The 7,487-nt window shown below is 63.4% G+C and carries 7 protein-coding genes; 2 read left to right on the plus strand and 5 right to left on the minus strand.

The window, feature by feature from the left end; translation table 11 throughout:
* Positions 1–210: 210 nt before the first annotated feature.
* The 3 genes from MXC11_RS11895 to MXC11_RS11905 form a co-directional block, all read right to left on the minus strand.
* The gene (locus MXC11_RS11895) at positions 211–1,161 is read right to left on the minus strand and encodes a peptidoglycan-binding domain-containing protein (RefSeq protein WP_250010392.1); all 951 of its coding nucleotides are present in this window, start codon (positions 1,159–1,161) and stop codon (positions 211–213) included.
* Between the two features lie 368 nt (positions 1,162–1,529).
* Complete coding sequence (locus MXC11_RS11900) at positions 1,530–2,852, minus strand: DEAD/DEAH box helicase (RefSeq protein WP_250010393.1); 1,323 nt, start codon at positions 2,850–2,852, stop codon at positions 1,530–1,532.
* Between the two features lie 90 nt (positions 2,853–2,942).
* Positions 2,943–3,806, minus strand: coding sequence for an EamA family transporter (locus tag MXC11_RS11905; protein WP_250010394.1), 864 nt, complete (start codon positions 3,804–3,806; stop codon positions 2,943–2,945).
* 173 nt (positions 3,807–3,979) lie between these two features.
* Here MXC11_RS11905 and MXC11_RS11910 point away from each other — a divergent pair, with 173 nt between their 5' ends.
* Entirely contained in the window at positions 3,980–4,534 is a 555-nt protein-coding gene (locus MXC11_RS11910) for a peptidylprolyl isomerase (protein ID WP_250010395.1), read from the plus strand.
* 16 nt (positions 4,535–4,550) lie between these two features.
* Here the strand turns inward: MXC11_RS11910 and MXC11_RS11915 are convergent, their stop codons facing one another.
* Together MXC11_RS11915 and MXC11_RS11920 are read right to left on the minus strand one after the other, a co-directional pair.
* Entirely contained in the window at positions 4,551–5,678 is a 1,128-nt protein-coding gene (locus tag MXC11_RS11915; RefSeq protein WP_250010396.1) for a GNAT family N-acetyltransferase, read from the minus strand.
* A gap of 117 nt (positions 5,679–5,795) precedes the next feature.
* Positions 5,796–7,046, minus strand: a complete 1,251-nt coding sequence (locus MXC11_RS11920) for an OprO/OprP family phosphate-selective porin (protein ID WP_250010397.1) — start codon at positions 7,044–7,046, stop codon at positions 5,796–5,798.
* A 244-nt stretch (positions 7,047–7,290) separates the two neighbouring features.
* On the opposite strand from MXC11_RS11920, the gene MXC11_RS11925 reads away from it, so the two are divergent.
* Positions 7,291–7,446: a hypothetical protein gene (locus tag MXC11_RS11925; protein WP_250010398.1), complete on the plus strand. Its 156-nt coding sequence runs from the start codon at positions 7,291–7,293 to the stop codon at positions 7,444–7,446.
* Positions 7,447–7,487: the final 41 nt, after the last annotated feature.

Here is a 7,487-nt window from a genome sequence, read left to right on the forward strand (position 1 = left end):
AAAAGCAAAACCAAGAAATCACATCAACCCAGAAAACAACGACGCAACTTATTGATTCCTAAGCACTTTCGGCATCGCTGCAGAAGTGGGCGCATTATAGACACCCCTCTGACTTCGTCAAGCACTTTAATCAACTCCTAGCAGAAAGGAGAGGCAAAGCCCCTCCTTTTCTGTTCAGCACCACTTCATCTGGGGCATAGAGCGCAGGACTCAACGAATCCCAAGATGCTCCAAGCTCTCGTAAGTCAGAGCGCCGTATGCCAAGCCATTGCGCAGCTGATATTCAAGCAGCGCCTCGATTGTACGACGCCCCAGCTTGCCATCCAGCTCCCCAGGATTGAGCCCTGCACGCTGGAGCACGGTCTGCAGAGCAAGAATCATCGGCTCGTTGATGTCCGCATCACAGACTGCCGGCACGGTCACCAGCTTTGGCTCACCCGCATAACGAGTCGCCTCGATCTGCTGACGCTCAGCAGGCACAGTCTGCTCGCGCACCTGCTCGGGCCGGACGATCGACTTGACCGACAGCTTGGTCGTTTCATCCGGCACCTGAACCGGGATGGTCTTGGCCGGTGCTTCCAGCACCCAGCGCGTCACCTCCTTGTACTCGGCCGGCTCAACCACAACCTTGGTGGTCTCAGGCGTCACCAGCTGCTTTTTCTGCACGGTACGGGTCTTGGCTGGGATCTCGCGAGCACACATCGCACTGACCGGCGCGTTCGAGTAACGCACACCACCCGCCGCCTTGCAGGGCTCAAGCTCGGTACGTGCCGCCTCGATGACCACGGTCTCGCTGACATCACGGAATACCGCTGGCACCACCACCGTGCGGCGCACCTCCGGCTTGATCTCCACACGTTCGGTGACCGGACGATAAACCGGCGCCTGCACTTCATACATGGTGGTTCCCGCCTTGATCACCACCTGCTTGCTGCCATCACCCAGCACCGCCGGCTGCACCTGCAGCTTGTTCACCGGATCACGCACCACAACATCCACGGCCTGCTGCACCGGACGCGGACGCACAATCGACTGCACCCAGCACTGGTTGCTGGAGGCGACAACCGAGGCTGGCTGAGGCAGCGGCGCACGGGCCGGGGCCGGCGTCTCCACCATCAGGCCCTGCACCGGAACCCCGGGCACGCTCGGTGCAACCGGCATGGGGCGTGGTGCCGGCATGGCGGCTGGCAGCGGTGCGGGTGGCGCCACAGGGCGTGCCGCAACCGGCGCGGGCGCTGGCCGTGGCATCGCGGCAGCAGCCGACGCACCCGGAGGCATAGGCACCATCTCTCTCATCGGACGCTGCGCGGTACGTGGCATATCACTCCAGACACCCACCGTACCCCCCGAAACAGCCGACTGAGGGGCCGGTGACTGCTGGGCCGTCATCGCGCACCCGGCCGTACCGGCCAACACCACAGGCAGCAGAAAAATCCCCATCCTCATCAAAAAACTCCTCACCAATCAAACGTCACACTGTCGTGTGCCTGTCACGTTGAGCGCACCGCCAGGCGGCGCCATACACCGCCTCAGGAGCTGGATTCCTGCGACGGGCGCCGCTTGGGCGCTACAAAACCATCCCCCAGCGCCGCAGCCGGCGCGCTCTTGCGAGCCTGAGGCTTGCGCACTCGCGCCGGGGTGCTGTCTTTTTTCTGCTGCTTCTTTTTCTTGCTGCCCGCCGCCTTGCCGGAGGCCTTGACCTTCTTCGGCCCGGTATAACTGCCGGGCAGCTCCTTGATCTGGCGCATCTCAAAAGCCTGCTGCAGATAGCGGCGGATGCTCGACATCAAGTTCCAGTCGTTATGGCAGACCAGCGAAATCGCCAGCCCGTCCTGACCGGCACGCCCTGCCCGCCCGACCCGGTGCACGTACTCGTCACCGCTGCGCGGCATGTCGAAGTTGATCACCAGATCGACCCCTTCGATATCCAGCCCGCGGGCAGCAACGTCGGTGGCGATCAGGACCTGTACATGCCCCTGACGCAGGCGCTCGACACCCTGCTTGCGCTCCTCCTGCGTTTTCTCGCCATGCAGGACGTAGCTTTTCACCCGCGAGGCACGCAACACCCCAGCCAGACGATCCGCCTGCACCCGGGTATTGGTAAAGACAATCGCCTGGGCGAAGGCCTCATGCGCCAGCAGCCACTGCAGCAGCCGCTCCTTGTGCGCTACATCGTCGGCCGTGATCACCTGCTGGGCGAGCTTCTCGTTCAGCTCATTACGACGATTGAGGATCAGCAGCTGCGGATCACGCAGTACCTGCTCGATCACCCGCTCCAGCACCCGGCCACCGCCGGTCGCCGAGAACAGCAGCGTCTGGCGCGCTTCAGCGCTGCAGGCTTCAGCGAGCTTCAGCGCGTCCTCGCCCATGCCCATGTCGAGCATGCGGTCCGCCTCATCGAGCACCAGCACCTCGACATCGGACAGATCCAGCGAACCGGCGGCCAGATGCTCCAGCAGGCGACCAGGCGTACCAATGACGATTTCTGGGTTCTTGCGCAGCGCTGCCGCCTGCTCCTTGAAGCCCTCCCCCCCGGTGATCAGACCGGCCTTGAGAAAGGTGAACTGGGCAAAGCGCTGCACTTCACGCAGCGTCTGCTGGGCCAGCTCGCGGGTCGGCAGCAGGATCAGCGCCCGGGCACCGGCGCGCGGCGCGGGGCTGGCCAGCAAGCGGTCGAGCACCGGCAGCACAAAGGCAGCCGTCTTGCCGCTGCCGGTACGGGCCACCACCCGCAGATCGCGCCCCTCAAGGGCGGCGGGAATGGCGGCTGCCTGAACCGGCGTCGGCTCGACAAAGGACAGGGACGCCAGCGCCTTGAGCAGACGCTCGTGCAAACCGAAATCAGCGAACACGGATTACCTCGAATGGAGAGTTTTCTGGCGCATAGACTACCCTGAGTCGGCCTGCAACTGGTGGATTCATTGCCGACGCAGGACGCAATACTATGCCGTCGGCCGGGCGGGCCGACCCCATCGATTGATCCACAGCGAGACCAGGATCACGCTCCCGCCCAGTGCCAGACGCCCCAGATCCGCCTCACGGTTCCATAGCAGCAGATTGACCAGGAACCCCGCGGGCACCAGCGCATTGTTCATGACCGCCAGAGTGCCTGCATCTACGCGGGTGCCGCCCTTGTTCCACCAGTAGAGCCCAAGCCCCGAAGCCGCAATCCCCAGCCACAGCAGTACGCCCCATTGCAGCGGCGTGCTGGGCAAGCGCGAGGCATCGCCGAACACCAGGAAGGAGGGCAAGGCCACCGCCAAGGCCCCCAGATAGAAATAGCCAAAGCGCCGGTACAGCGGAATATCCGAAGGGTAGCGAGCCACCAGCTGGCGGTACATTACCTGCCCGGCCGCAAAGGCCGCATTGGCCACCTGCAGCAGCACAAAGCCCAGCAGAAAATCGCCACTCACCGCGCCATAACGAATGATCACTGCCCCCAGCACCGCCACCAGCGCCGCCAGCAGCGCCCAAGGGTTGAAGCGGCGACTCAGCGCATCGTCGATCAGCGTCACGTACAAGGGCGTCAGCACCGTGAACAGCAACACCTCCGGAACCGTGAGCAGTGCAAAGCTGCGATACAGGCAGACATAAGTCAGACCAAACTGCAGCATCCCGGCCAACAGCAGCCCACGGATAAAGGGCGGGGCCACCCCACGCCAGCGGGTCAGCGGCAGAAACAGCGCCCCCGCCAACAGAATCCGGCTGAGCACGGCAAAATCGCTGTCCACCTGGCCGGAGAGGTACTCACCGATCAGACTGAAGGAAAACGCCCAGAGCAGCGTGACAAACACCAGATAACCCATGACCGGCTCTACCGCAAAAAAGACGCGACGATACCCGTTTCCCGCCGAGGGCAGAAGGCCATCACGCCCCGACTCGCTGCACCCTGCGCGGCGGGAACATCAACCCGCTGACCCTCTCTAAGCCCTGTGCGAACATGCTAAAACTACCGCTCCCCCGCAAAGGACTCCCCACCATGCTGAAAAACGTCATTCTTGCAGCCTGCAGCCTGCTGCTCTCCGCCGCCGCCCTGGCCAGTGAAGCACCGCGCGTGCTGCTCACCACCAATCTCGGCGAGGTCGAGGTCGAGCTCGATGCCCAGCGCGCGCCCCTGAGCGTCGACAACTTCCTCACCTACATTGATAGCGGCTTCTATGACGGCGTGCAGTTCCACCGGGTCATCCCGGGCTTCATGGTGCAGACCGGTGGTTTTACCGCCGACATGCAGCAAAAGCCTACCCGCGAGGAGATTCAGAACGAGGCCAACAATGGCCTGCACAACGTGCGTGGCACCCTGGCCATGGCTCGCACCAACGAGATCAACAGCGCCACCAGCCAGTTCTTCATCAACCTGACCGATAACGCCTTCCTCGATCATGGCCAGCGCGGCTTTGGTTATGCGGTGTTTGGCAAGGTGGTGCGTGGCATGGATGTGGTGGACCAGATCGCCCGGGTACGCACCGTGACCCGCGGCATGCACCGCGATGTGCCGGCCGAGCCGATCCTGATCCAGAGCGCCCGTCGCCTCTGATCGCTCATGCCCGCCGTCACCCTTGCCGGAATGGCAATGCGCTGCGCGCCTGCGCAGCGTAGGCCTCAACGCCAGCCCGCTCCTCGAGAAGAAACTGCGCCACCGCCGTGCGTAGCCTCGGATGGCGCAGGTAATGCCAGGAGCGGGTCAGCACCGGCTCAAAGCCGCGCACCAGCTTGTGCTCCCCCTGAGCACCAGCATCAAAACGCTGCACCTGCAGGGCCAGCGCCAGCTCCAGGCCCTGATACAGACACGCCTCGAAATGCAGACGATCGAACTCGGCCAGACAGCCCCAATAGCGCCCGTACAAAACGCCCTCCCCCAGCAGGAACAGCGCCATCGCCACCGGACGCCCGTGCTGGCGCGCCAGCACCACGCGAATCGCTTCGGGCATCCGCGCCGCCAACAGGCTGAAGAATTCCCGGGTCAGGTACGGGTACTGGCCGCGCACGGCGTAGGTATTGGCGTAACAGGCATAAATGAAATCCCACTCCGCCTCGACCAGCTGATGCCCCGCCCGCCAATCGAAGTCGATCCCCTGCCCCGCCACCTGCTCGCGCTCCTTACGCAGCTGCTTGCGCTTGCGTGAGGCCAGCGCATCAAGAAAGTCCTGAAAATCGCGATAACCGTGGTTCAGCCAGTGAAACTGGCAGCCCAGACGCATCAGCCAGCCCGGTCGCTGCTGCAGCTGGTGATCGGCAAACGCATCCGTGAAGTTGATGTGCAGCCCGGACAGCCCCTCCTCCGCCAGACGCACCTCGACCGCCTCCAGCAGCGACGCCGCCGCGGCGTCATCGCGCGCCAGCAGCCGCGCACCGCCCACCGGCGAGAATGGCACCGCCGCCAGTAGTTTGGGGTAGTAGGCAATCCCGGCACGCTGGCAGGCATCGGCCCAGGCATGGTCGAACACATACTCCCCACGCGAGTGGCTCTTTACATAGGCCGGCAGCGCGGCGTGCAGCGAGCCCTCGGCACCAGCCATCAGCCGGTGAGCCGGGTACCAGCCGCTGCGGCCCCCCACGCAACCGCTCTCTTCCAGACTGGACAGAAAGGCATGCCGCAGGAAGGGCGATGCATCAGGCAACAGCGCATCCCAGCGGGCGGCGGGCAGGTCGGCAAGGGCAGGCAGGGTCAGCAGTTTCATGGCCGCTAGTCTGGCTGGTTGTGCGCCCAGAAAAAAGCCCCACAGACAGGCTGCGGGGCTATACGGACATGGAGCCCCGTGCGACCGTCATACGCACGGGGATATTGCTCGCCTCGATCAGAAGGCGTACTGCAGACGCAGGCTGATGGCGTCGCCGTCATCGTCGCCCGCCGCGTTGGTCAGGTTATCCGTGCTGGCCGTGAGGTAGTTGGCCGAGACCTTGACCGCCTCGTTGGCGTACCAGTTCACGCCCAGGGTGTGGATCTTGGCCTTGCTGTCGATGAAGCCAGACTCTTCAGCCTCAAGGTTGTCGTAGCGGTAGACCATTTCCCAGGCACCGATCGCCTTGTTGGCCGGCTTGATGCTGTCGAACTTGCCGCCGTCCAGCTTGTAGCCACGCGCCTCACCAGTGAGGGTGTAGGCCAGCTGCACGTTGTAACCGGTGGCTTCACGATCGCGGCGCAGCGAGCCGGACTTGGCGTCGATGTCACGCTTGAGGTATTCGCTCTGCACCGAGAACGGACCGGCCGCATAGGCAAATTCCAGACCCCAGGCGCTGTCGCCATCAAACTCTCCGGCCACACCGCGGGCGAAGTCCGGACGGTTGCCGTTGACCGAATCCTCGGTGGTGCCCCGCACGTTCATGCGCGAACGCACCCGGCCATCGAAGTCCTCGACGCTGCGGTTGGCGTAGTTCAGACCAAAGTGCAGCACATTGCCCGACTCGGCCATCGGCGCAATCACACCGCGCAGGTTGACGGTGTTGTTGTTCTGGCCGTCGGCATCTTCGTTACCCTTGGCGCGGTTCAGACCGGCCGAGCCGTAGAACATGCCGGTGGTGCCGCTAACCTGGATGCCCATGCCATCTTGCTTGTCGTTGACCCAGTCAGCCAGGTCATAAATGGCCGAACGCTCGATGGTGGTCACCCACTTGGAGCTGGTCGCCTTCTCCAGACCAAAGTCCGGGTCGAAGCGGCCGATCTTCACGTTGACCGGCTTGAGGCCGGTGTAGGTGACGGAGGCCTCGTCCCATTTGCTGTTGCCCGACTCGCCGAAGTCGACATTGAAGTTGTACTTCCAGTCACCGTAAGCCACACCGGAGAGTTCCAGAATCGCCCGGCGGAAGTAAGCCTCATCGGCACGATTGCCGTTACGGGTGTAGACGCCGTCAAAGGCATCGAAGTCCGCCTGCAGGCGGCCGCCCAGCTTGAAGCCGAACTGCTTATCGGTGGTTCCGGCCTCGAAGCCGCCTTTGGTCTTGATGACAATGTCGGCACCGTCAGTGGTGACGGTACCGGCCAGAGCCTGCCCGGAGACAGCCAGGGCCAGGGCGCTGAAGGCTACGCCGGCAAAATGCTTGCGGATCATCGGAGGATTCCCCTCATTGGTCTTAGCGTTCGTAAGTGCCCGTGGCGTCTGGCCGGCGGGAGCTGGGGGAATCTTGTCGAGGCGAGATTGCAGAAAGATAACGACGACATGAAGGTTATGTTGCAGCGGAACTTTTCGGCTATCACACCGGTATCGGGGGCATCGCTTGAGCCCGCCAGCAATGCGGCCATCCGCCGTCTACACTGCAGGAGAATTCCCCACCCCATCTCAGGAGAGCGCTCCGATGCGTATATGTCACCTGCGCGGTGCCCGCTGCCTGCTGTTGCTGAGCCTGCTGAGCTGGCTGGCCATCGCGGATGCCCGCCCCCTGAAGGTGGCCGTCGAGGGCAACTATGAGCCCTTCAGGGCACCTCTAAAAACCAGGCTCACCTCCGGGTAAAATCGCCGTCCCGTTGACCACCCGGAGTCTGCTGATGTTGA

Source organism: Pseudomonas eutrophicaquae (assembly GCF_023544715.1).
GTDB lineage: Bacteria > Pseudomonadota > Gammaproteobacteria > Pseudomonadales > Pseudomonadaceae > Geopseudomonas.

What these genes read in the sequence shown, in the direction of transcription:
- MXC11_RS11895 (WP_250010392.1), bottom strand. Translation starts at nt 1,161, where the DNA reads ATGCCGGTTGCACCGAGCGTGCCCGGGGTTCCGGTGCAGGGCCTGATG.
- MXC11_RS11920 (WP_250010397.1), bottom strand. Translation starts at nt 7,046, where the DNA reads ATGATCCGCAAGCATTTTGCCGGCGTAGCCTTCAGCGCCCTGGCCCTG.
- MXC11_RS11915 (WP_250010396.1), bottom strand. Translation starts at nt 5,678, where the DNA reads ATGAAACTGCTGACCCTGCCTGCCCTTGCCGACCTGCCCGCCGCCCGC.
- MXC11_RS11910 (WP_250010395.1), top strand. Translation starts at nt 3,980, where the DNA reads ATGCTGAAAAACGTCATTCTTGCAGCCTGCAGCCTGCTGCTCTCCGCC.
- MXC11_RS11925 (WP_250010398.1), top strand. Translation starts at nt 7,291, where the DNA reads ATGCGTATATGTCACCTGCGCGGTGCCCGCTGCCTGCTGTTGCTGAGC.
- MXC11_RS11905 (WP_250010394.1), bottom strand. Translation starts at nt 3,806, where the DNA reads ATGGGTTATCTGGTGTTTGTCACGCTGCTCTGGGCGTTTTCCTTCAGT.